The sequence below is a fragment of the Rhizobium sp. 05L419 genome (assembly GCF_056397845.1).
In genome coordinates, this window is the sequence record NZ_JBFTOF010000007.1 from 279523 (window position 1) to 301754 (window position 22232).

The 22232-nt window shown below is 61.5% G+C and carries 17 protein-coding genes; 3 read left to right on the top strand and 14 right to left on the bottom strand.

The genetic code is table 11. From position 1 onward, the window contains the following. Nucleotides 1–65 precede the first annotated feature (65 nt). From AC1DMK_RS12560 to AC1DMK_RS12575, 4 genes are all read right to left on the bottom strand, one after another. Nucleotides 66–1673, bottom strand: a complete 1608-nt coding sequence (locus tag AC1DMK_RS12560; protein ID WP_477859354.1) for an ABC transporter substrate-binding protein — start codon at nucleotides 1671–1673, stop codon at nucleotides 66–68. A 73-nt stretch (nucleotides 1674–1746) separates the two neighbouring features. After that, nucleotides 1747–2460 carry an HAD-IA family hydrolase gene (locus AC1DMK_RS12565; protein WP_477859356.1) on the bottom strand — a complete coding sequence of 238 codons (714 nt, stop codon included), beginning with the start codon at nucleotides 2458–2460 and terminating at the stop codon, nucleotides 1747–1749. Nucleotides 2461–2719: 259 nt separating this feature from the next. Continuing rightward, nucleotides 2720–4093, bottom strand: coding sequence for an aminotransferase class III-fold pyridoxal phosphate-dependent enzyme (locus tag AC1DMK_RS12570; protein WP_477859358.1), 1374 nt, complete (start codon nucleotides 4091–4093; stop codon nucleotides 2720–2722). Between the two features lie 13 nt (nucleotides 4094–4106). Continuing rightward, on the bottom strand, nucleotides 4107–4946 hold the full coding sequence (locus tag AC1DMK_RS12575; protein ID WP_477859360.1) for a GNAT family N-acetyltransferase: 840 nt from the start codon (nucleotides 4944–4946) through the stop codon (nucleotides 4107–4109). Between the two features lie 315 nt (nucleotides 4947–5261). On the opposite strand from AC1DMK_RS12575, the gene AC1DMK_RS12580 reads away from it, so the two are divergent. Both AC1DMK_RS12580 and AC1DMK_RS12585 read left to right on the top strand, forming a co-directional pair. Continuing rightward, nucleotides 5262–5930: a haloacid dehalogenase type II gene (locus AC1DMK_RS12580; RefSeq protein WP_477859362.1), complete on the top strand. Its 669-nt coding sequence runs from the start codon at nucleotides 5262–5264 to the stop codon at nucleotides 5928–5930. Between the two features lie 14 nt (nucleotides 5931–5944). Beyond that, a complete protein-coding gene (locus AC1DMK_RS12585; protein WP_477859364.1) occupies nucleotides 5945–7219 on the top strand; it encodes an NAD(P)/FAD-dependent oxidoreductase in 1275 nt (424 codons plus the stop codon). Nucleotides 7220–7303: 84 nt separating this feature from the next. Here AC1DMK_RS12585 and AC1DMK_RS12590 read toward each other — a convergent pair whose 3' ends face one another. The 8 genes from AC1DMK_RS12590 to argE all read right to left on the bottom strand — a co-directional run bounded on the left by AC1DMK_RS12590 (nucleotide 7304) and on the right by argE (nucleotide 18262). Beyond that, a complete protein-coding gene (locus tag AC1DMK_RS12590) occupies nucleotides 7304–8761 on the bottom strand; it encodes an NAD-dependent succinate-semialdehyde dehydrogenase (RefSeq protein ID WP_477859366.1) in 1458 nt (485 codons plus the stop codon). Between the two features lie 17 nt (nucleotides 8762–8778). Next, complete coding sequence (locus AC1DMK_RS12595) at nucleotides 8779–9822, bottom strand: tartrate dehydrogenase (RefSeq protein WP_477859368.1); 1044 nt, start codon at nucleotides 9820–9822, stop codon at nucleotides 8779–8781. An 18-nt stretch (nucleotides 9823–9840) separates the two neighbouring features. Next, nucleotides 9841–11304: an aldehyde dehydrogenase family protein gene (locus tag AC1DMK_RS12600; RefSeq protein ID WP_477859370.1), complete on the bottom strand. Its 1464-nt coding sequence runs from the start codon at nucleotides 11302–11304 to the stop codon at nucleotides 9841–9843. A 197-nt stretch (nucleotides 11305–11501) separates the two neighbouring features. Continuing rightward, nucleotides 11502–13466 (bottom strand): hydantoinase B/oxoprolinase family protein, encoded by a 1965-nt coding sequence (locus AC1DMK_RS12605; RefSeq protein ID WP_477859372.1) that lies wholly within the window; start codon nucleotides 13464–13466, stop codon nucleotides 11502–11504. A 2-nt stretch (nucleotides 13467–13468) separates the two neighbouring features. Continuing rightward, the gene (locus tag AC1DMK_RS12610) at nucleotides 13469–15511 is read right to left on the bottom strand and encodes a hydantoinase/oxoprolinase family protein (protein WP_477859374.1); all 2043 of its coding nucleotides are present in this window, start codon (nucleotides 15509–15511) and stop codon (nucleotides 13469–13471) included. Nucleotides 15512–15810: 299 nt separating this feature from the next. Beyond that, nucleotides 15811–16164, bottom strand: a complete 354-nt coding sequence (locus AC1DMK_RS12615; RefSeq protein ID WP_037066070.1) for a cupin domain-containing protein — start codon at nucleotides 16162–16164, stop codon at nucleotides 15811–15813. A gap of 21 nt (nucleotides 16165–16185) precedes the next feature. Next, nucleotides 16186–17109, bottom strand: coding sequence for a 2-hydroxyacid dehydrogenase (locus AC1DMK_RS12620; RefSeq protein WP_477859376.1), 924 nt, complete (start codon nucleotides 17107–17109; stop codon nucleotides 16186–16188). Between the two features lie 28 nt (nucleotides 17110–17137). After that, entirely contained in the window at nucleotides 17138–18262 is a 1125-nt protein-coding gene (gene argE / locus AC1DMK_RS12625; protein WP_477859378.1) for an acetylornithine deacetylase, read from the bottom strand. A gap of 352 nt (nucleotides 18263–18614) precedes the next feature. Here argE and AC1DMK_RS12630 point away from each other — a divergent pair, with 352 nt between their 5' ends. Beyond that, entirely contained in the window at nucleotides 18615–19457 is an 843-nt protein-coding gene (locus AC1DMK_RS12630; RefSeq protein WP_477859423.1) for a GNAT family N-acetyltransferase, read from the top strand. A gap of 55 nt (nucleotides 19458–19512) precedes the next feature. Here AC1DMK_RS12630 and AC1DMK_RS12635 read toward each other — a convergent pair whose 3' ends face one another. Both AC1DMK_RS12635 and AC1DMK_RS12640 read right to left on the bottom strand, forming a co-directional pair. Further along, nucleotides 19513–21399, bottom strand: coding sequence for a nitric oxide reductase activation protein NorD (locus AC1DMK_RS12635; RefSeq protein WP_477859380.1), 1887 nt, complete (start codon nucleotides 21397–21399; stop codon nucleotides 19513–19515). A 7-nt stretch (nucleotides 21400–21406) separates the two neighbouring features. Then, the gene (locus tag AC1DMK_RS12640; RefSeq protein WP_477859382.1) at nucleotides 21407–22219 is read right to left on the bottom strand and encodes an AAA family ATPase; all 813 of its coding nucleotides are present in this window, start codon (nucleotides 22217–22219) and stop codon (nucleotides 21407–21409) included. Nucleotides 22220–22232 lie beyond the last annotated feature (13 nt).

A 22232-nucleotide genomic window follows, 5' to 3' on the forward strand; every position in this document is an offset into this window, starting at 1 on the left:
GATGAATGGACTATAGCGCAGATGGACTGCGGACCGGGGGTGAAAATCCCCCCGGTCCGCTTTGATCAGGCTTCAAGCCAGACATTTTCTGCGAAGGCGTAACCCATCATGCCGCCGAGCGGATTTGCTTCCAGGCCTTTGAGCTTCTCGGTGATCGCGTCGACGTTCGAGATGTAGGCAGGGATGATGGTTCCAGCCTCTTCGGAGATCATCACCTGCATCTCGTTGTAGAGTTCCTTGCGCTTGGCCTGGTCGAGCGAGCCGCGGGCTTCGAGCATCATCTTGTCGAATTTCGGCGATTTGTACTGGCTCTCGTTCCAGGGGGCTTCCGAGGTGTAGAGCAGCGAGAACAGGATATCGGGCGTCGGGCGCGGGTTGATGTTGCCGAAATGGATCGGCGCCTTCAGCCAGTAATTGTCCCAGTAGCCGTCTGCCGGTACGCGCTGAACGTCAAGCTTCATGCCGATCTCTGCGCCTGCGGCCTGGATGATCATCGCCATATCGATCGACGACGTCGCGGCTTCCGATGCGATGACCGGGATTGACTGGCCGAGCACACCCGCCTTCTCGAACAGGAACTTCGCCTTGTCCGGATCAAAGGCCTTCGCCTTCAGGTCGGCATTATGGTAAAAGTTGGCGGACGAAACCGGCTGGTCGTTGGCGACCTCACCGAGGCCACGCAGGGCCGATTTGACGATCTGCTCGCGGTTGACGAGATACTTCATGCCATCGATGAAGTCTTTCTTGTTCCCCGGCGCCATGTCCATGCGCATGTTGAGATTGGTATAGTTGCCGGAGGTCGACTGCGACAGAACGAAGCCGGTCTGGCTGTCGATCAGGCGCATCGAGCGCGGGTTGATAGAGGCCGCAAGATGGATGTCGCCCGAGAGAAGCGCGTTGACGCGAGCATTGTCTTCGCTGATGGCGAAAAATTCGAACGAGTCGACGTTCGGGCCGCGCTTCCAGTAGTTCTTGTTCTTCAGGCCGATGGAGCGAACGCCCGGCTCGAACACTTCGCGCACGAAGGCGCCGGTGCCGTTGGCGTTGGAGAAATCGGTGGTGCCGTCGGCAACGATCATGAAGTGGTGCATAGCAAGGATGGTCGGAAGGTCGGCGTTCGGCGTTGCCAGATCGATCTCCACGGTCAACGGATCCACTGCCTTGAAACCGGTCATCTGCGCGGCAATCTTCGCGACCTTGGAGCCGACGGCCGGATCAAGATGGCGCTTTAGCGAGAAGATGACGTCGGCTGCGGTCAGGGATTTACCATCATGGAAGGTGACGCCGGAACGCAGCTTCACGGTCCAGGTCTTCGCGTCCTTCGACTCGACGGACTCGGCAAGTTCCATCTGCGGTACCGCGGAAGCGTCGAGGAAAGTCAGCCGGTTGTAGAACGAGCAGCAGCGGACGTAGTCGGTCGAAAGCGATGCCTTGGCAGGGTCGAGTGTATCGGCGGTCGACGACGACCAGCCGGCAGCCTTCAGCGCGCCGCCTGCGACCGGCGTGGCCGCGACGGCGTTGGTGGCGCGGCCGAGGATGACGCCGCCTGCGGACATCGCAACGCCGCCTGCCAGCATCAGGTGCAGCAATTCGCGACGGGTCGCCCCGCGGCGGATGGCATTTTCGACCATGCTGTCGTCGGACTTGGTCCAATTCATAGTCTTGTCGCTCATTTCATTCCCCTTTTCGTTAGGTTTGGCGAACCAACCGTCTTATGCGGTTTTTTTGTTCGGATCTGATTGCGCGTCAGGCGTTCTGTGTTTCCACGGCATCGGCGAGGCCAGCCATCGCGGTGAAGTGGTAGTCAGGCGTGGTAAACTCAGCGGGCTCGATGGTGCCGCCGTATCCCTTCTGGGCGTGCCGACGTTCGATCCAGCAATTGGTCATGCCGAGCTCGCGGGAAATGCCGATATCGTGGTACTGGCTCTGCGCCACATGCAGGATGTCGTCCTTGGAGCTTCCTTCCGTAGCGACGAAGTCGAAGACCTTGTGGAAGAAGGCCGGGTCGGGCTTTTCCGTGCCGGTATCGTCTGCCGTGAAAGAGGCATAAAAAGGATTGCCGAGCGCGCTTGAGAAATGTTCGAACGCCCAGCGGCGGGCATTGGTCATGGCCACGAGCTTGTAGGTCCTGGCAACGCGGGCCAGTGCCTCGGCGCTGTCTGGAAAGCCCTTCCAGTCCTTGGCGGAATCACGCAGGCGCTCTCCGAATGTCTGTTCGGTCGGCAGCCCGAGCTTCGGGGCGATCACGAGATAGACACGCACCAGATCATCTGGGAAAAGACCGGCGTCACCGGAATAGCGGGCCGCGCGATAGAGAGCCAGCGCCTCTTCACCGTCGATCGATGTTCCGTTCTCGGCCGCGATCTCCGACAGGCATTGCTTGATGCCTCCTTCGAAGTCGATCAGCGTGCCGACAACATCGAAGGTCAGATATTTGAATTCTGAAAGGCTCTTGACCAAGTCCATGTCTCCAATTCAGCGCGCGGTTGTCAGGCATGCTCTTGCAGAAGAAAATTCTGTTTTCTTCGACAGCGAACGCACCGTAGTTTCCGTCAAAAAACCCTGTTTTTCAGGTATTGTCGCTCTCTGATGGCTCCAGTGTGGCAGGTGTGGCGCGCTGTATTCTCCGAAAACGAGAGGCAACGCGGCACAAAATTCCGAATATGCCAGCCCCGCGGTATTTCAACATCGGTCGCGGAGCCGGCGTGTTTGCGATTTGTCAGGCGAGTGCGGCGCGGACATCAGGATCCGCAAGCGTCTCGTCGAGCGTCTTGGCAGTACGCTCGATAATCGCGTCGATCTCGCTGTCCGTGCAGCAGAGCGGCGGCGCATATCCGAGCACGCCGTTGGCGAAGGCGCGGATGACCAGACCATTGTTCCAAGCACGGTCGAAGACGCGACGCGCCGGTTCGGCAGCAGCCGGAAGAGGGGTCTTCTTGTCCTTGTCGACCACCATCTCGATGGCGGCAAGCATGCCGCGGCCGCGAACGTCGCCAACCAACGGATGATCCTTAAGGCTCTCCAGCCCGGTCATCAGGCGGGCACCGGCCCTGATACCGTTTTCCAGCAGGCCGTTCTCATAGAGCCGCAGGACTTCCAGGCCGACCGCGGCACTTACTGGATGGGCGGAGTAGGTGTAGCCGTGGCCGATGGCCGATGCGCCGGCGCCGTCGGCAATCGTGTTGTAGACCTGGTCGGACATGAAGACCGCACCCATCGGCACGTAGCCGGAGGTCAGGCCCTTGGCCGTGGTCATGAAGTCGGGAACGATGTCGTCTTCCGTGCAGGCAAACAGCGGGCCGGTGCGACCGAAACCGGTGATCACCTCGTCGGCGATGAACAGGATGTCGAGTTCCTTGCAGACGTCGCGCATCGCCTTCATCCAGCCATTCGGCGGAACCAGAACGCCGCCCGACCCCTGGATCGGCTCGGCATAGAAGGCAGCGACACGATCAGCACCAATCGCGTCGACTTTTGCGCGCAGAGCTGCGACCGAGGCAGCTACGATCGCATGCGGCTCGGTCCCGACAGGATTGCGATAGGCATAGTGCGACGGAATTTTATGCTGCCAATCGAATGGAACACCGAAGCCGGCATGAAATGCGGGCAGGGCGGTCAGGCCGGCGCCGACGGTAGACGAGCCGTGATAGCCCTGCTCGAGCGAGATGAACTGGTCGCGCTGCGGTTGGCCACGGGTGATCCAGTAATAGCGGACGAAGCGAATGGTGCTGTCGACGGCATCCGATCCGCCGAGGGTGAAATAGATATGCTTGAGATCACCAGGCGCGCGATCGGCGAGTTCCGAGGCAAGGCGGATGGCCGACTCGGAGCCCATGCTGAAATAGGCTGTCGCATAGGGCAGTTCGCGCATCTGCTTGGCGGCGGCCTCGACGATGCTTTCGTGGCCATAGCCGGCATTGACGCACCAAAGGCCGGCAAATCCGTCAATCAGCTGGTGACCTGAAGCATCGGTGACGGTCGCGCCCGAGGCGGACTTGATCACCCGGACGCCTTGCTTTTCATGGCCGCGATAGGAGGCCACGGGATGCACCAGATGGGCGCGATCGAGTTCGATGAGTGAATTGCTGAGCATACGTGTCTCCGGATCAGCCGAGTGCCTGATTGGCGAGGGCGAAGGTCTTGGTACTGGAATTTTCAGTGGGGCGGATATTCGGCCGGCGCATGGCAATCCCGCCACCGACATGGGCAAGGCCCTGGTCGACAAGCCAGCTCCCGAGGCCTGTTTCTGTGGTGGTGTCGACGCGCAGGAATTCGCCCCGCCGCGGCGCCATGAAGAACGAGGTCAGCGCGCGCGCCTTTTGCGCGTCCGCAGCAACGACGGGTCCGATAACCTCGCCGCGGCCAAAAGTCCTAAGCGCCGCATAACCGGACACGACGCCGTCGGCGCGAAGCACGGCGAGTTCACCGACTTTCGTCAGGGCGGCAATCAACTCCGAGCGGTCTGCGCCGAACGCTTCGCGATCGAGTTCGCATATGGCCGAAACGTCGGCAGCGGTTGCCGGCTGAACGCCGACCGGCATTGCGACCGCTGCGACGGTGCCTTGATGCTGCGCGACGGTTGCCGTCTCCTCGAAGCCGAGCTTCTGATAGAGCGGCAAGCCTTCTGCCGTGGCAACGAGACGAAGCGGCCGTTTGCCTGCGATCGATAGCGCCGCATCCATCAGTTTGCGGCCAAGACCACGGCCGCGCATTGCCTCATCGACGATCACCATGTTGATCGTCGCACAATCGTCTTTGTAGGGGGTGACGAGAATCGTGCCGACCAGCCTGTTGCCGTCTGTCACCGCAGCCATGCCATGGCTGAGCTCGAATACCAGCCGCCAGTCCTCGAGGCGATGCGGCCATTGTGCCTGGCGCGAAAGAGCGTGGGCGCCCAAGAGATGCTCAGGGCAAAAGGGGATGAGATCGATCTGACTTGTCTGCATGGGCAGGTCCTTGTTCTGCTGCCCCAAGTCTCATTGTTCGCTGCCGGTGTTTCGTCTGAAGGCCGCTTCCGGCACGGTATCTTTCGTTGTTGCTTCGTCGGATCGCCGCATCTTATGCCGGGGTGCCCAGTTTCTGGCGCCCGGAACATGCTCTTCAGGCCCAGTCTCGACAGGCTGGCCGCAACTCTCTGCCAAACGAAGCGCTGGATACGAAACAATCTGCTTTGAGTTCGGGTGATTCAGCCGAGCTCATGTTGCCGGTCCGTCATATGATCGTGACAAGACCCGATCCGCTCTTTCGCAAGGATGACATGCATGAGCCAGTTCCGCCCGAAATACATCACCTTCGACTGCTACGGCACGCTGATCAATTTCCAGATGGCCGAGGCTGCCCGCGATATCTACAGCGATCAGCTTGACGAACCGCGCATGGAACAGTTCGTCAAGAACTTTGCTGCCTACCGCCTCGATGAAATCATGGGCGACTGGAAGCCCTATGCTGACGTTGTACACAATGCCATCGAGCGGACCTGCAAGCGCAACGCCGTCGGCTTCAGGGCCGAGGATGCGAAGACGGTCTACGAGCGCGTTCCGACCTGGGGTCCGCATGCAGATGTGCCGGCCGGTCTTGCCAAGGTGGCAAAGGAGATCCCGCTGGTCATCCTGTCGAACGCGATGAATTCGCAGATCATGTCGAATGTTGAAAAGCTCGGCGCACCGTTCCATGCGGTCTACACCGCCGAACAGGCGAACGCCTACAAGCCGCGCTTCCAGGCGTTCGAATACATGTTCGACATGCTGGGCTGCGGTCCGGAAGATATCCTGCACTGCTCTTCTTCGTTCCGCTATGACCTGATGTCCGCGCACGACCTCGGCATCAAGAACAAGGTCTGGGTGAACCGTGGTCACGAGCCGGCCAATCCTTTTTACGGCTATACCGAGATCGCCGATATTTCTGGTCTGGCCGGCGTTGTCGGTCTCTGAGAAAGGCTGCCTCGATGAAATTCGTCTCCTATTGGCATGACACCGCTCCGGTCTTTTCCGGGGCAGATGCTGGCCCTGTCGAAGGTCACTACGACGTCGCCATCATCGGCGGCGGCTTTACCGGCCTTGCGGCAGCCCGGCAGCTCGCCAAGGCGGGCAGCCGCGTTGTCGTGCTGGAGGCGGAACGGGTTGGCTGGGGCGCCTCCGGCCGCAATGGCGGCCACCTCAACAACGGCCTTGCGCACAGCTACCTCTCTGCCAAGGCTGAAATCGGCAAGGAGCGGGCGATCGCGCTCTACAAGGCACTCGACGATTCGGTCGATACCATCGAGGCCCTGGTTGCGGAGGAGAGCATCGACTGCAATTTCCGCCGCGCCGGCAAGCTGAAGCTCGCCTCCAAACCGCAGCATTTCGATTCGATTGCCCGCAATTTCGAGGCGGTCAACCGCGAGGTCGATCCGGATACCGCACTGCTCTCGGCCAGCGACCTGAAGGGCGAGATCGGCTCGCCGTTTCACGGCGCCATGCTCTCCAAGAAGAGCGCCATGATGCACATGGGGCGCTACGTCGTCGGCCTGGCTGAGGCAGCACATCGTCATGGCGCAACGATCTTCGAAAACGCGGCAGTGACCGCGCAGGGAAAGAACGTTGGCAAGCATAGTCTGACGACAGCGCGCGGTGGCGTGACGGCCGATCAGGTTCTGGTCGCGACGGGAGCCTATACCACGCGTAATTTCAGCTATTTCCGCCGCCGCATCATTGCTGTCGGCAGCTTCCTGATCGCGACGCGCCCGCTGACCGACACAGAAGTGGCAGCGGCGATGCCCGGCAACCGCACCTGCGTCAACACGATGAACATCGGCAACTATTTCCGGCTGTCGCCGGATAATCGCCTGATCTTCGGTGGTCGTGCACGCTTCTCGGGCACGTCCGATCAACGCTCGGATGCAAAGAGCGGCGAGACCCTGCGGGAAAGTCTTGCCCAGATCTTCCCGCAACTTGCCAAGGTCGAGATCGACTATTGCTGGGGCGGGCTGGTCGACATGACCAAGGACCGCTACCCGAGGGCCGGCCAGGTGGACGGTTCCTGGTATGCGATGGGCTATTCCGGCCACGGTGCCCAGCTTTCGACCCATCTGGGCATGATCATGGCCGATACGATGCTCGGCAAGCCAGACCGAAATCCGCTCAAAGGGCTCGAATGGCCAGCGGTTCCCGGACATTTCGGCAAGCCGTGGTTCCTGCCGCTGGTCGGCATGTATTACAAGATGCTCGACAAGATCCAGTAAGCGCCTCCCAGGGCACGATGCGAAAAAGGGTGGTGAACGTCCGGTTCGCCACCCTTTTTCTGTCCGGCTGCATCTGCTGGCAGCCTATGCCAGCCCACCGATATGGAAGCTCTTCATTTCCAGATATTCGTCGATGCCGGCCTGAGCGCCTTCGCGGCCAAGACCGGATTGCTTGACGCCGCCAAACGGCGCGACTTCCGTCGAGATCGCACCAGTATTGAGGCCGACCATGCCGAACTCCAGCGCTTCGGCGACCCGCCACGAGCGCTTCAGGCTCTCGGTATAGAAATAGGCGGCCAACCCGAAGGGGGTGCCATTGGCAATCTCGATTGCTTCTTCCTCAGTCTCGAAGCGAAACAGCGGCGCCACCGGGCCGAAGGTTTCCTCGGCGGCCAACAGCATATCGGTCGTCGCGCCGGTCAGCACGACGGGCGCCGTGTATTGCGGCCCCTCCGGCAGGTCAGCCTTGATGCTGGCGATCTTCGCACCCTTGGCCAGCGCATCCTCGACATGGCGGTTGATCTTGCCGATCGCCGCTGCATTGATCATCGGCCCGATCGAGACGCCAGCCTCGGTGCCGGGGCCGACCTTCATCGTGTTGACGCGGGCGGCAAGCTTGTTTGCAAAAGTCTCATAGATGCCCGACTGGACCAGAAGGCGGTTGGCGCAGACACAGGTCTGGCCGCCATTGCGAAACTTCGAAACCAGCGCCCCCTCGACAGCGAGATCGAGGTCGGCGTCGTCGAAGACGATGAAGGGCGCATTGCCGCCGAGTTCGAGCGACAGCCGCTTGACGCTGTCGGAGGCGCCGCGCATCAGCAGAGAGCCGACACGCGTCGAGCCGGTGAAGGAGATCTTGCGCACTGTTTCATTGGCCATCAACTCGTTGCCGATCTCGGTCGGCATGCCCGTGACGATGTTGATGACGCCGGCGGGGATGCCGGCGCGCTCGGCGAGAACGCCAAGCGCCAAGGCGGAGTAAGGGGTGAATTCCGATGGCTTGATGACGACGGTGCAGCCGGCGGCCAGTGCCGGCGCAACCTTGCGGGTGATCATCGCATTGGGGAAGTTCCACGGGGTGATGATGCCGCAGACGCCGACCGGCTCCTTCAGGATGACGATCTTGCGATCCGGCGTTGGCGAGGGGATCGTATGGCCGTTGATGCGGCGCGCTTCCTCGGCAAACCATTTGACGAAGGATGCACCATAGCGGATCTCGCCGCGCGCCTCGTCGAGCGGCTTGCCCTGTTCGGCCGTCAGGATAAGGCCGAGATCGTCCACATGGGCGATCATCAGGGCGTACCAGGCCTCGAGCAGGGCGGCCCGCTCGGCATGGGTCTTCTTTTTCCACGCAGGAAAGGCCGCATTGGCGGCATCGATTGCGGCGCGGGTATCCTCGCCACCCATGTCGGGTACGGTGCCGATCGCGGCCTGTGTTGCCGGATCGATCACGTTGACGGTCTTGCCCGAGGCGGCGTCGATCCATTGTCCGCCGACGAGGTCCTGCTGCTTCAGAAGATCGCGATCCTTCAGGTTCTGCATGTGATGTCCTCGAGATGTCAGGAAAGCGCTGCAAGCACGGCAGCGGTGATGGTTTCGGTCTTGTCGCGGCCGGGCACGGCGCCGATGCCGCCGGCGGTGGTCTTTTCGAGCGCCGCCATGATCAGCGCCGCAGCGCCTTTCTCTCCGAGATGCTCCAGCATCATCGCAGCCGACCACATGGTCGCGATGGGATTTGCAATCCCGAGATGGGCAATATCGGGGGCCGAGCCATGCACCGGCTCAAACATAGACGGCGCACTGCGATCGGGGTTGATGTTGGCGGATGCCGCAAAGCCGAGGCCGCCTTGAATGGCGGCGCCGAGATCGGTGAGGATGTCGCCGAACAGATTGGACGCCACGATAACGTCGAGGCTTTCCGGCGCCATCACCATTCGCGCCGCCATGGCGTCGATGTGGTAGCTCGTGACCTCGACGTCGGGATATTCGGCAGCGAGCTTGTGGGTGATGTCATCCCAGAACACCATCGTATATTTCTGCGCGTTCGACTTGGTGACGGAGGCGAGCTTGCCGCGACGGGTGCGCGCCTGTTCGAAGCCGAAGCGAAGAATGCGTTCGACGCCCTTGCGGGTGAAGACCGAGGTCTCGACCGCCACTTCGTCCGCCGTTCCCTGGTGCACGCGGCCGCCGGCGCTGGAATACTCGCCCTCGGTGTTTTCGCGAATGCAGAGAATGTCGAAATTCTCCGACTTCAGCGGCCCCTCGACACCCGGCAGCAAGCGGTGCGGGCGGATATTGGCATATTGCACGAAGGCCTTGCGGATCGGCAGCAGCAGCCCGTGCAGCGAAACGGAGTCAGGCACTTCGGCCGGCCAGCCGACTGCTCCGAGCAGAATGGCGTCGAAGCCACGCAGGGTCTCGATACCATCGGCCGGCATCATGGCGCCGGTTTCCTTGTAGAAGGCGCAAGACCACGGGAATTCGGTCGACTTCAATGCGAAACCCGAGGTGTCTGCGACAGCCTGCAGCACGGACCAGGCGGACGAGATCACGTCGCGACCGATACCGTCACCGGGGATCAGGGCGATGGAATAGCTGTTCATGAAAGGCACCTTCCGATGTCAGAGGCTGATGAGCACGCTCTTGCTCTTGCGATTGGCGAGATAGGCGTCACGGCCGAGATCCTTGCCGATGCCGGAGCGCTTGTAGCCGCCGGTTGGCAGGATGTGGTCACGCGAGCGGCCATAGCGATTGATCCAGACCGTTCCGGCCTGGATATCCCGCGAAAGGCGGATGGCCCGAGAGAGATCGCGGGTGAAGAGGCCGGCAGCCAGGCCGTAGATCGGGTGATCGGCCAGCGCCATGGCCTCGTCATCGGTTGAGAAGGTCTGCATCGTCAGCACCGGGCCGAAGATTTCCTCGGTGACTGCAGGTGACGTCTGGCCGACATTGGCGATCAGCGTCGGCGCGTAGAAATAGCCGTCGCCGTCCATCGGGCCACCACCGATCAGGCATTCACCCCCGGCTGCGACTGCAGCCTGGACGATGTTGTCGATCCGGTCCCGCTGCCGCTCGGAGATGATCGGTGAATACTGGCTCGCGACATCCCAGGTCGGCCCGGCGCGGACGGATCTCATTTCGTTCAGGATCAGCGCGACGACCTCGTCGGCGACGCTGGCTTCGACGATCAGTCGCGAGCCCGCGACACAGGCCTGGCCGGCGTTGGAAAGGATGCTCTGGGCGATCGCCGTTGCCGATTTTTTCAGATCCGCATCGGCAAAGACCAGTTGCGGGCTCTTGCCGCCAAGCTCCAGCGTCATCGGCTTGACGCCCGTGCGCGCGACGTTGCCCATGATCGCTGAGCCTGCAGCGGTCGAACCCGTGAAGCTCACCTTGGCGATGTCGGGGTGGCCGGTGATCGCATTGCCTGTGGTCTGGCCATCGCCGAGCACGATGTTGATCAGGCCGGCGGGCATGCCAGCCTCGGCAGCCAATTGCGCGAGGTAGATTGAGGAAAATGGCGTCATCTCGGATGGCTTGAGGACGACGGCATTGCCGGCGGCAAGGGCAGGGCCGAGCTTCCACGCAGCCATTGAGACCGGAAAATTCCACGGCGTGATCGCACCGACGACGCCATAAGGTTCGGTGACTATCATGCCGAAGCTCGCATCGTCGGTCGGCACGAGGTCGCTGCCTTCCTTGTCGGCGAATTCGGCAAAGAAGCGGATCTGCTCGGCGGTTATGGCGATATCGCCTGCCACCAGATGGCCGACCGGCCGTGTCGAGGAGAGGGCCTCGAGCTTGGCGAGCGTCTCGGCCTTGGCCTCGATCAGATCGGCCCAGCGCTGCATGATGCGCGTACGCTCGCGGGGGCGAACGCCACCCCAGTTGCTTGTCTTCAGCGCCGTCCTGGCTGTCTGCACAGCCTGATCGACGATTGCTTCATCGGCGACGGGGCAACCGGCATAGGCATTGCCGTCGGATGGACGGTGCATGTCGATTGCGCCTGCGGCCGCAACGAACTGCCCACCGAGGTAGTGGCCAATTGGCAGGGAGATCGTATCCGGATCGAAACTGAGTGTCATGACGCATCCTTGCAATGCTTTTGGGACAGGCTACCGGCAACAGACGAGCAGCATGCGTTGTCAGACATGCCTGCCGCCAACGTTTCTCCTGTTCTGCCTACGATCGGCAGTCAATTCGTTTGCTGCGCCTGAGAGCAGGGCAGGGAAACATCTTATCGTGGTGCCGAATGGGCTCGAAGCACCCGCGAGAACCGGCATCAGATTTCGTAGCGTCCACGCATCTCGGCAAAGATGCCTTGCATCTGCTCGGCAACGGGACGCGGGTCGGCCTTGAGCTTGTCGACGGCCTCAAAGGTCCGGTGCTTGAGAAAAAAGCGCCATCCGATCGGAGCTGAAGCGAGGAAGTCGGTGAGATTCTGGTAGCGCTCTTCCGTCCAGACAGCTTCGAACGCCCTGCGCTCCGCGCCGTGGGTGATGATCTCGGTCGAGATCGGCCGTGCTGCGCGCCTTTCTGCGGTCGCCGTGATATCGACAATGCGGTCCTTGAGGACGACACCATAGTCGTCCGCCGCGCTCTTTATGGAGACCGCACCCTTGCGGATATCGGCCAGCACCAGTTCCGGCGCCCGGGTGAACGGATCGCCGTAGCCGCCCGCACCCGGGCCGATGACGCGGATGACGTCACCGGGGCCGCAATGGACCACATCGGTATTGCCGAGCGAGACTTCATCCTCGCGGCCAGGGTTGCGCAGGAAGCGCGACACCGTGCCGGGCTGCGCGCCGTTGACGCCCCACCCTGACATGATCGAGCGATTGCGGTTGCGCGCCGTCACCACGGTTTCGGGCGCAGAAATCTCGAATTCCATCACCGCCGACAGGCCGCCGCGATAGCGCCCCGGTGCGCCGGTATCGGCTTCCAGGCCATAACGCAGGAAGCGGATCGGCACCTCGGCTTCGCTGATCTCGATCGGCGTATTGCGCAGAAAGCCGGTTGCCCCGCCAGCGCCATCGCTGCCATCGGAACCGGGCGCCCCGCCGCCGCCGCCGCCGACCGGGCCGATGGACGCCATGACCGGGCGACCGTTTCTCGCGCTGGTCTTGACGTTCATGATCGCATTACCGCCGGGCGAGGCAGCCGGCATCAGATCCGGAATAGCCTGCACGAAGGCGCCCAGCGTGACGATCTGCGTCATGGCACAAGTCAGCGAACGCATGCCGACCGCAGCCGGACGCGTGCAGTTGACGATCGTGCCTTCCGGCAGCACGGCGCGGGCAGGGCGCAGCGTGCCGGCGTTTAGCAGCAGGCTGTTGTCGAGCGTGTAGAGAACATAGGTCAGACCAACCATCACCAGCGGATGGCGCTCGCGCCCTCCGGTCGGCATGTTAAGTGACGATCCGAGTTGCGGGTCGGATCCGGTATAGTCGAGGATGACCTCGTCACCGCGGATCTTCAGCGTCAGCGCCACGCGGCAGGGCTTGCCGCTGACGGCGTCCTCGTCGGCATAGTCGGCAAAGAAGTAATCACCGTCGGGCACGCCCGACAGGATCTGCCGGGTCTGTGCCTCGGCATAGTCGAGGATCTGGTCGACGCCTTCCATGAACGCATCGAAGCCGAAGCGGCGGATAATGTCGCCGATCTTGCGCTCACCGACATTCAGCGAGGCGATCTGGGCGTGCAGGTCGCCGAGGTTTTGATCCGGAAGCCGGACATTGACGCGGATCATCTCCTCGACAAAGCGGTTGATCACGCCGTTCTGGACCAGCTTGACCGGCGGAATGCGCAGGCCCTCCTGCTCGATCTCCCTGAGCGAACGCGACAGCGAGGCCGGGACGGCGCCACCGACATCGGTATTGTGGATATGGCCGACGACGAAGCAGGCGATCCTGCCCTCGAAGAACACTGGCTTCCAGACATGGATATCCGGCGAATGCGTGGCAACAAAGCCGCTATAGGGGTCGTTGGTCAGGCAGATGTCGCCTTCGGCATAATCGTCGAACATCGACAACAGCGGCGCATAGTCGATGCCGCTATACCACGGCGCCCCGAACTGCCGAGGATTGGCAAAGGCCAGTCCTTCGCGCGTGACGATCTGGCAGGAAAAGTCCTCAGTCTCCTTGACGAAGGCGGAGTGCGCGGTGCGCATCAGAGTGAACGCCATGGCGTCGGCGGCAGCCGAGCAGAAGTTGGCGAGCACTTTCAGATTGCGGCGGTCAATGGCCATGCTCAAATCTCCTGTCGGGCGATGACGAGATTGCCGAAGCGATCGACAGTCACATCGAATTCGGGAGGCACGACGGTGGTGGTATCGTCCTGCGCGACGATCGCCGGCCCATGGAAATGATGGCTGGCTGCGAGATCGTTGCGGTGGTAGACGGCGGTGGCGGCAGGCTTACCGCCAAACCAGGCCTCGACCTCGAAGCGTGGCTTTGCTGGTGCTTCGGCGGTTCTCACCTCCGGCAGCTGCGGTTTCTGCGTTGCCCCTGATATCACCAGGCGCAGATTGACCATCTGCACGGCCGCGGTCTCGTCTGCATGGCCGTAGAGCCGTGCATGTTCCTCGTGGAACGCACCCGATACAGCGTGCGCGTTGCCGCTCTTCAGCCACTCCGGCCGCAATGGCGTCTCGATTTCGAAGGACTGCCCGAGATACCGCATGTCGGCGGAAAGCCGGATCCCGCCCTCGCCTTGATGACCCTGTGACCGCAACCAGATCCGGGCTCTGTCCTCGAGATCGCCAAGCGAGATCGCAAGGTCCGGCAGTGTCTCTTCCGTGACTTCGCAATAGGCAGTCCGGATGAAATCGTTCTTCAGGTCGGCGATCAGCCCGCCGAGCGCCGAGACGACACCGGGTGTCGGGGGAACGACGACGCCCTTCATGTCGAGCTCTCGTGCGAGGAAGCAGGCGAGCATCGCGCCGGCGCCGCCAAAGGCAAACAGGTGGAACTCGCGGGGATCGATTGCGTAGCGTGATACCAGCGCGCTGACCTCGGCATACATACCCGATACCGAGATTTCGATGAGGTTGCCCGCCAATTCCTCGATGCTGGTCTCGAGGCTTTTCGCCAGCGGTGCCAGAGCGGCCTTGGCTGCTTGGTGATCGACGCTGACTGCGCCATAACCAAGCGGCATGTGGCCAATCAGGTTGGAGGCTGCCATCGCGTCGGTAATGGTCGGCTTCTGGCCGCCGCGTCCGTAGCAGGCAGGCCCTGGCGTTGAGCCGGCGCTTTCCGGCCCGACCTGCAGTAGCCCAAGCCCGTCCAGCCACGCCACCGAACCACCGCCCTGGCCGACGGAGCTTACCGATACCGAGGGGACATGGATCTGAAAGTCGCCGATCAGTTCGCCGGTGCCATACTGCGCTTCGCCATCGACGATGACGGCAACGTCGGCGCTGGTGCCGCCGATATCGAGGCTCATGATTCGATCGAAGCCGCTGGTCTTGGCCAGATAGCTGGCCCCGATGACACCGGATGCGGTGCCAGACAGGATCATTTGCACACATTCTTGCCGGGCCTGATCGATGCCCATGACACCGCCATTGGTCTTGGTGATCAGCAACGGGCAGGCGACGCCTTTGCCGCGCAGCACCGTCTCGAAGCGGTCGAGATAGTGGGAGACGCGCGGCTGCACGTAGCCGCTGATGACGGCGGTTATGGTCCGCTCAAACTCGCGGATCACCGGCCAGGTCTCGGCCGAGGAGACGACCGGCAGACCGGGAGCTATCTGCGCGATCATTGCCGCGACGGCCTGTTCGTTCTCGGGATTGCGATAGGAATTCAGGAAGGACAGGACGATGCCCTTGCAGCCGGCGGCCAGGGCGGCCTCGACGGCACGCGCGACGTCGCTATGCTGCGGCGATGTCTGGATGGCACCTGTCGCCAGGGTACGTTCGGCAATGCCGAACACCCGGTCGCGCGAGATAAGCGGGGCAGGGCGGACCGAATAGAGATTGTGGATCTGCGGGATCTTGAGGCGGGCGACCTCCAGCACTTCCTCGAAGTTCTGCGTCGTGAACAGCGCGATGTCATGACCATTGCGCTGGATGACCGTGTTGACGCCGACCGTGGTTCCGTGAGTGAAATAGACGATGTCGGCAGGGTCGATATTGTCGCGGGCGGCCAGCAGTTCCAGCGCCAGCAGGATCTCTTCGCCGGGTGCGTCCGGCCGCGAGAACACCTTCAGCGTCGAAAGCGCGTTTGTCTGATCGTCGAGGACAGCGAAATCCGTAAAGGACCCGCCAACATCCACTCCCACTCTGTATGCCATACCCGTTCTCCTGTCGTGCGGATCAAGGATGCTGCGCGCCGACCGGTTTCACCACGCAATGTTTATGCGAGATCCATAACATCAGGTTATGATATGGGGACAGTGTCGTTTTTGCCGGCTCAGCCGCGATCCTGATGCCCGATCGAGAGGCAATTCACGCAGGTTCTGGCGGTCTGCTTCTTTGGGGGAGGCGATGGCCACACACTGCGGTGCGTGGCGGTGTGGCACGATGAAGTCGTTTCCGACATGCGATGCGGGCCGGGGCCGCGTTTTTAGCGGCCGCCGGTGGTCTCATAAGATCAGGAGATGGTCACGTAAATCTTGCGGACGGTCTCGATCGTCTTCCAGATGCCAACGAAGCCGGGCTTCATCACAAAGCTGTCGCCAGCCTTATAGATGACGGGCGTGCCGCCTTCCTGCGTGATTTCGACGACGCCGGAGATGATGTGGCAGAACTCGAAAGTCTCGCCCTTGATCGAACGGGTCTCGCCGGGTGTCGCTTCCCAGACGCCGGTATGAACGGAATCGCCCTTGGCAACATCCTGTGCCCAGGTCTTGAACGAAGGATCACCAGCGAGCAGCCGCTCGGGCAGAGCCTTGGATTCGCGTGGTGATGTGGTCGGATTGGTATCGATGGTTTTCAGAAGCAAGATGCTTTTCCTTGTCTTTGCGTTTCAGTAGCCGCGGGCACGGTCCACCAAACCGATGGGGTCGAGCCCGGAGAGATGGCGTTTGATGTTGTCGATGACGGCCACAGCGGCCGAGTTCGGTTGCGTGACGCTGGCAATATGCGGCGTCAGCAATATCTTCGGGTGATCCCAGAAAGCATGTCCGGCAGGCAGCGGCTCGGGGTCGGTCACGTCGATGATCGCGCCGCTGAGATGGCTGCTGTCCAGCGCGGCGATCAGGGCCCTGTGATCGAGCTGCGGCCCGCGGCCGGTATGGACCAGCGCCGCACCGGCCGGCAGGGTAGAAAACAGCCCGGCATCGAGAAAGCCGCGCGTCTCGTCGGTCAGCGGCAGCAGGCAGACGAGAATATCGGTGTCGGCGAGCATCGCCTTCAAGCCGGCTTCTCCATGATGGCAGGCAACCCCGTCGATCTGACGTGCAGAGCGGCTCCAGCCGGCGAGCCGGAAGCCGAAGGGCTTCAGCGCATCCAGCGCAGCGCTGCCAAGCATCCCGAGACCAAGGATACCGACCTGCCGCGCACCGGCCTGTGTTTGCGGCAATGCCGACCAGATGTGCTGTCTCTGCTGTTCGAGATAGGCAGGCAGACTGCGGTGCAGGACAAGCACCGACAGCGTCACATATTCCTGCATCATCCGCACGATCGACGGATCGACCATGCGCACGACCTGAACATGCGCCGGAATGGCATCGAGGCTGAATTGGTCCACGCCCGCGCCGATGGAAAAGATGACCTCGAGATTGCGGTAGCGCGCGATGGTTTCCGGCACCGTCCAGGTCAGGATATAGCGAACTGCGTCCGGATCGACCCCGTTCGGATCCATGGAGAAGGCGACATCCTGCAGGTCTCGCGCAAAGGCTTCGGCGAAGATCGCACCGCGTTTGGCATCGGAATTGAAGAGGAAGGTCATGCCGGAAGATCCATTCGATTGTATGATGTCAGCGTGAGCAACGGGCGCCGAGTGCTTCGATCATTGCCTGGCAGGCAGCGAGTTCGCTTGTCAGTATGTATTCGTCCGGCTTATGGGCCCGGTCGATATCGCCGGGGCCGCAGATGATGGAATCGATGCCGGCAGCCTGGTAGAGGCCTGCTTCGGTGCCATAGCTCACGGCTCCGATCAGCGGATGTCCGCTGAGTTCTTCCAGCAGCCGAGCCAGCGCGGCGGTTTCGGGTAGCGACAGGGCCGGGTAGGCGCTCATTTCGGTCCAGGTCGCATCGGCGCCGGCGGCGATCAGCACATCGAGCTGCTGCCGGATCGGTGCCAGCAGGGCGAGGGGATCGACACCGGCAATGGCACGGGCCTCGAATTCCACTTCGCAGAGATCCGGAATGATGTTCACCGCCTGGCCGCCCGTGATAACGCCGATCTGCAGCGATGAATAAGGCGGTTCGAATGTCGGGTCGAACGGACCTTCCGCCAGGTCTCGGGCATTGGCGACCGCGGCCGATAGGATGCCGGCCATGGCGTGGATCGCGTTGATGCCGAGATCGGGCCGTGAGGAATGCCCGGCACGCCCGCGCATTGTCACCCGGGCGGCGGCCTTGCCCTTGTGCGCAAGGATGGCTTGCATCTTGCTCGGTTCGCCGATGATTGCACCTGCCGGCGGGGCACAGAGGTCCGGCACGCGGGCGATGAGATGCGGCACGCCGCGACAGCCGGCTTCTTCGTCGTAGGAGAAGGCAAGGTGCACAGGTTGCGTGAGCTTGCGGCCGGCCAATGCAGGTGCTGCTGCCAGGCAGGCGGCCAGGAAACCCTTCATGTCCGAGGATCCGCGGCCGTAGAGACGTTCGCCGACTTGGCGGAGCTGAAAGGGACCGGAAGTCCATCCGGGCTCTTTGGCGGGCACGACATCCATGTGGCCCGAGAGGATATAGCCGGACCGATCTGATGGACCGAACGTCGCAAACAGGTTTGACCGATCCCCCTCGGGGCCGGCCAGCACCACGACCCTGGCGCCGTGGCCTTCGAGATACGATCGGATCCAGTCGACGATATTGCCGTTTGGCGTGCCAACGATCGAGGGAAAGGCAATCAGCCGCTCGAGTATGTCTGTAACGGTCATCGTCTTCTCCCGTCTGCGGCCGTCATCGGCGGAGATCCGAAACTGCCTACTCGCAACCATCTGGCAGACGTGTGCGAGAGAGCCGAGTGGCGGCGTCCGCTTTCATGTCGCAGGATAGTGGCGTGGCTGTTCGATGTGTGCCAAAGGCGGGCTCGGTTTGGCTGATTGTTGCGTTTACAACGCCTTCTAAAGAGGATTGTATGGCGGTCAATGCTCTAGTCTTCCTGCAGCGGGCGGCGTTGCACGAGGGCGACCGTCAATTTTTTTTCAAAGGCATTGCGGGAGCCGTGTTTTGGTTTCTTCTTCACCGGGTTCTCTGACGGTTGATACATTTGAACTGAAGATCGGAGATATGAACGACGCCGATCTTCAGCAATTGCATTCCCTGTCCATCGCCGTTGGCTGGCCACATCGTGCCGAGGATTGGCAGTTCCTTCGGGAAACGGGCAGTGGGATCGTCGCGCTCGATGAGATTGGCAGGGTGATGGGATCGGCCATGTGGTTTCCGCAGGGCGAGGGCATGGCCACCATCGGTATGGTGATCACGTCACCGCGATTGCAGGCCAACGGCGCCGGCCATTGGTTGATGCAGAAGGTCATGCGCGAATGCGACGGAAGAGATTTTCGCCTGAATGCCACGCGTGCAGCACGCCGGCTCTATATGTCGCTCGATTTCCGCACGGAAAAGAAAGTCTTCCAGTGCCAGGGCCAAGCGCGCCTGCCGGGAGGGCCATATGCCATTCCGGATCGCTGCGAAGTCCGACCACTGGCGCGCGCCGATCTGGATGCCGCGATTGCGCTTGATGCGCTGTCTTTCGGCGTTGCACGCGCAGCCGTCATCGAGAAGCTGTGGGATCAATCGCAAGGTTTCGGGATGTTCAGAGAGGATGCACTCGTGGCCTTCGCCCTGTGTCGGCGCTTTGGCCGTGGCCATGTCGTCGGACCGGTCGTCGCACCCTGTGACGACGACGCGATCTCCGTGGTGCGTCCACACTTAGAAAACCACGCAGGAAAATTCCTGCGCCTCGACACCTACAGTGGCTGCGGCACATTCTCGGCGTTTCTTAGTCGTTCGGGACTGCCGATTTTCGATACCGTCACCACGATGTCTTTAGGTCGTTCACTCGACGAATATTCGTCCGCAGATGTCGAGACATGGACCACCTTCGGCCTTGCCAGTCAGGCGCTGGGGTAAGGTGTGGCTTTAGAGATGCGATTGGCTCCTGGTGCGTTCCTTGGTGCCTGAACGCTCACTTCGTCAAATTGCGATAAATCGCCGGAAGTGCGCTAGGAAGCTTGGCGATACCCGACACGAGGGCGAACCCCGCCCGGCCGAAGATGGCAGGAAGGTAGTCGCCCGCATTATGATCGACGGTGACGGCGAAGACCGCCTGTCCCTTGCCGCGCGCTTCCATGACCGCTTTGCGGCAATCCTCAAGGGCGAACCTGCCCTCGTAGTGGTCGACGTCGTTCGGCTTTCCATCAGTCAGGATCAGCAGCAGCCGTTTTCGTGCACCCTGCTCGTCAAGCTGCTTCGATGTATGGCGGATGGCTGCCCCCATGCGGGTGTAGTAGCCCGGCTTCAGGTTGGTGATGCGCCTTGCGACGGTTTGCGATAACCTCTCGCTGAAGCCCTTGACCGTGTCGATCCGGATCCAGTCTCGACGACGCGACGTGAATGTGTTGATTGAAAACCGATCGCCGCAGGCGTCGAGACCGCGTGCCAATACGTCCAGCGCCTGCATCTCCACGTCGAGCACCCTTCTGTTGTCGACCCAGGAGTCGGTCGACAGCGATACGTCGACCAATATGGACGTTGCCAGCTCGTGTGCCGCGGGGCGGGCGCACTCATAAATGCGGTCGTCTGGTTGCCCGGTTGCGACCAAATCCACGCGCGAGCGGACGACAGCTTCGACGTCGAGTTCATCGCCATCCAACTGTGCTCTGCGGATTTCTCGCTTCGGCCGCAACGTTTCAAACTGACGTCTAACTTTGCGGACAACTGCCTGATCGATTGCGATCGACTTCTCTTTCTCTTCCGAGGCAATTCCAACTACGACGCGGCAATGGTCCTTTAGATACTCCTGCTTTCGAAAGTTCCATTCCGGGTACGTCAGTTCGGCCTTTATCCGCGACGGATCGAAGGCTTCGGGTGAAAGGTCCAAATCGAAATGGAACTTCGACTTTGGGCGCTCCTTCGTCTCACTCAGGGTGATTTCGTCAAGTTCCTCGGCGGCACTGCTGTCTTCTTCCTCGCGGTCATCCGTGGGACGATCGACATTGACCATCTCCGCCATCGCGAGAATTTTCTCAAAACGGTTCAAAATGAACGGATCGCGCTTCCTATCGCTGGCGTCTTTCTTTCGCTTGGCCTCATGCGACGAGCTGTTGGCTTTGCCGTCGTTGCCTTTCGACGGGAGGTCATCACGATCAGACGGCTCACATTCCGCCTTTCCGGCGAAGTCCGGCCAGATTGGAAGAGAGAGCATTGGAAGGTAACCCGGAGGCGCCGCATGGATCGCGGGTCGCGAATTGTCGGGGAGTGGGTGCTCCAGGGGAAAGGAAAGCGCGGTGCAGACGAACTCCTCGATCCGCTTTTCGACGCTTGGAAGTTTACCACGCGTACGGCAGCCGAGCATGGCATGGGCGAGGCGGGCGTATCGCTCTCTCATGCCAGGAAAAATCGCGACAACGCGGGCGGAATTTTCGCGACCTGTTTCAATTCTAGCGATGTCTGCAGCCGCAGGATCGCTCGTCGACCGTTCCGAAGCCGGGGCGACCGCGATGTATGCGGCGAGCCAGAAAAACAGCTCCCTGTTGAGTGAGCGATCCTCGAACATATCGATGACTGCTGGAAGGTGAATGGCCGAACCGTCCCACGTTGGGTGGTCGCTCCGCTCTTCTCCGAGACCGACGACCTGGCGGAAGCGGAGACGGTGGAGGGACGTCTTCTGCCGCGCTTTCTGGATCTGCAAGGTGGATGCCCCGCCGAACGCCCGAAAGCAGACGGCGAGTTGAGACTTGATATCCGCCAAATGCACGCCATGCTCCGGGTGCCTCGGCCAAGAGCTAGTGTCGCCGACAAAGCGGTGCCATGCGCGCCCGACAGTCTCTTCAAGTTCCAGAAATTCGAGCATGGTTCACCTATCCAAACGTCGCCTTGGCGATTTCCACCAAGGCGGCTTTAACATCGGGTTCGTCCGTGAGGGGCTCGATGATCGCCGCCCGCACGGCCTCGGCAGTCGGCAATCCTGCGTCGATCAGGGTCGCGCAGTAGATGAGGAGGCGTGTGGAGACACCTTCTTCGAGATCTTGCCCCTTCAGGACCCGGAGACGACGCGCAAGATCCACGAGCGGGGCCACTTTGCTTTCCTGCAGTCCGCTTTCGAACGAGACCGTCACGATCTCCTGATCTCGAGGAAGGAAATCGAACTCGATGGATACGAAACGCTGCCTGGTGCTGGGCTTCAGCGCCTTCATCAGGTTCTGGTAGCCAGGGTTGTAGGAAACGACGACCATGAAGCCCGGCTGAGCATCCAGAAGCTCGCCGGTTTTTTCCAACGGAAGGATTCGGCGGTCGTCTGTGAGCGGATGGAGAACCACGGCCACGTCCTTGCGTGCCTCGACGATTTCATCGAGGTAGCAGACTCCTCCGTTGCGTACAGCGCGAGTCAACGGCCCGTCGACCCATACGGTTTCGCCGCCCTTCAGCAGATATCGACCTGTCAGGTCGGCCGCTGTGAGGTCGTCGTGGCAGGACACGGTTGAAACCGGGAGGCCAAGACGAGCAGCCATGTGATGGACGAATCTGGTCTTTCCGCACCCAGTCGGCCCTTTCAGGAGGACGGGGAGTTGCCGTGCCCATGCGCTTTCGAAAAGAGCGCATTCGTTGCCATTGGCGGTGTAATGCGGGATTTCCATGTTTGGATTGAGAGGGGATTTGAGAGCTATCGTCATATCAGATCTCCGA

What these genes read in the sequence shown, in the direction of transcription:
- AC1DMK_RS12560 (WP_477859354.1), bottom strand. Translation starts at nt 1,673, where the DNA reads ATGAGCGACAAGACTATGAATTGGACCAAGTCCGACGACAGCATGGTC.
- AC1DMK_RS12570 (WP_477859358.1), bottom strand. Translation starts at nt 4,093, where the DNA reads ATGCTCAGCAATTCACTCATCGAACTCGATCGCGCCCATCTGGTGCAT.
- AC1DMK_RS12575 (WP_477859360.1), bottom strand. Translation starts at nt 4,946, where the DNA reads ATGCAGACAAGTCAGATCGATCTCATCCCCTTTTGCCCTGAGCATCTC.
- AC1DMK_RS12580 (WP_477859362.1), top strand. Translation starts at nt 5,262, where the DNA reads ATGAGCCAGTTCCGCCCGAAATACATCACCTTCGACTGCTACGGCACG.
- AC1DMK_RS12585 (WP_477859364.1), top strand. Translation starts at nt 5,945, where the DNA reads ATGAAATTCGTCTCCTATTGGCATGACACCGCTCCGGTCTTTTCCGGG.
- AC1DMK_RS12590 (WP_477859366.1), bottom strand. Translation starts at nt 8,761, where the DNA reads ATGCAGAACCTGAAGGATCGCGATCTTCTGAAGCAGCAGGACCTCGTC.
- AC1DMK_RS12595 (WP_477859368.1), bottom strand. Translation starts at nt 9,822, where the DNA reads ATGAACAGCTATTCCATCGCCCTGATCCCCGGTGACGGTATCGGTCGC.
- AC1DMK_RS12600 (WP_477859370.1), bottom strand. Translation starts at nt 11,304, where the DNA reads ATGACACTCAGTTTCGATCCGGATACGATCTCCCTGCCAATTGGCCAC.
- AC1DMK_RS12605 (WP_477859372.1), bottom strand. Translation starts at nt 13,466, where the DNA reads ATGGCCATTGACCGCCGCAATCTGAAAGTGCTCGCCAACTTCTGCTCG.
- AC1DMK_RS12610 (WP_477859374.1), bottom strand. Translation starts at nt 15,511, where the DNA reads ATGGCATACAGAGTGGGAGTGGATGTTGGCGGGTCCTTTACGGATTTC.
- AC1DMK_RS12620 (WP_477859376.1), bottom strand. Translation starts at nt 17,109, where the DNA reads ATGACCTTCCTCTTCAATTCCGATGCCAAACGCGGTGCGATCTTCGCC.
- argE (WP_477859378.1), bottom strand. Translation starts at nt 18,262, where the DNA reads ATGACCGTTACAGACATACTCGAGCGGCTGATTGCCTTTCCCTCGATC.
- AC1DMK_RS12630 (WP_477859423.1), top strand. Translation starts at nt 18,615, where the DNA reads ATGAACGACGCCGATCTTCAGCAATTGCATTCCCTGTCCATCGCCGTT.
- AC1DMK_RS12635 (WP_477859380.1), bottom strand. Translation starts at nt 21,399, where the DNA reads ATGCTCGAATTTCTGGAACTTGAAGAGACTGTCGGGCGCGCATGGCAC.
- AC1DMK_RS12640 (WP_477859382.1), bottom strand. Translation starts at nt 22,219, where the DNA reads ATGACGATAGCTCTCAAATCCCCTCTCAATCCAAACATGGAAATCCCG.